The organism is Alphaproteobacteria bacterium (assembly GCA_025800285.1).
GTDB lineage: Bacteria > Pseudomonadota > Alphaproteobacteria > JAOXRX01 > JAOXRX01 > JAOXRX01.
This window is the reverse complement of the sequence record JAOXRX010000035.1, coordinates 1-748: the sequence shown is the minus strand read 5'-3', so window position 1 is coordinate 748 and position 748 is coordinate 1. Positions and strand designations below refer to the sequence as shown.

The window sequence follows — 748 nt, the reverse complement described above, 5'->3', positions numbered from 1 at the left end:
TGAAGTTGGTAATGGAAATGAATATCCAAGACTCCTTTACAAACCGACAGAAGATCCGTCAAGAGTCTTTCGCGATGTGATGAAATATGTTAATGCAAATAACGATCTCCAAGGTGGAACACTTCTGAATATTACAAATTTCAAAGAATTGTATCCATTCATTTATTTTGATTTGACAAAACATAAAACAGATATAAAAGATGGAGTTACAAAACTAGCATTTCACTATGAGCTATCAGGAGTTACAGCGACAGATTATATTATTCATGGAATTGTACTTCATGAACAAGAAGGAGAAATAGAAAAAAAAGGTGGAAAACTTTTGTTGAGACGTTAAATACTTTTTACATAATTATATTAAATTTAATATAATTATTAAAATAAAATATGACAACTTATTTTGAATATGGAGTAAATTTGACAGATAATCAAAAAAGAAGTTTAGCTTCTGCCATGAAAAATCGTACTCCATTGACTTTAAGAATAAAACATTCCAATCTCACTGGAAATGATGAAATGATGTTAACAAAAAGTCAACTCAAGAGAATACAAAAGTCATTGAATAATGGAACTGGAGTTGATATTAAGATAAGTAAAACTCAGATAAGAAAAGTAGCTAAACAAGGTGGAAGTCTTTTCTCAACACTTGCAAGTCGTGGAGCAAGAGTTTTACCATATGCAGTAAAAGGTTTGTCGAAAGCTGTACCCGCATTAGCGACTGGTGCTGTTTCTGCTTTAGGAAGTTTGG

Annotated in this window: 2 protein-coding genes; both read left to right on the top strand. The window is 31.4% G+C overall.

The features are described from left to right. A partial coding sequence (locus tag OIF36_00550; GenBank protein ID MCV6598962.1) for a hypothetical protein occupies positions 1 to 337 on the top strand: 337 nt, incomplete at its 5' end. A gap of 50 nt (positions 338 to 387) precedes the next feature. After that, the coding region (locus OIF36_00545; protein ID MCV6598961.1) for a hypothetical protein at positions 388 to 748 on the top strand (361 nt) is incomplete at its 3' end.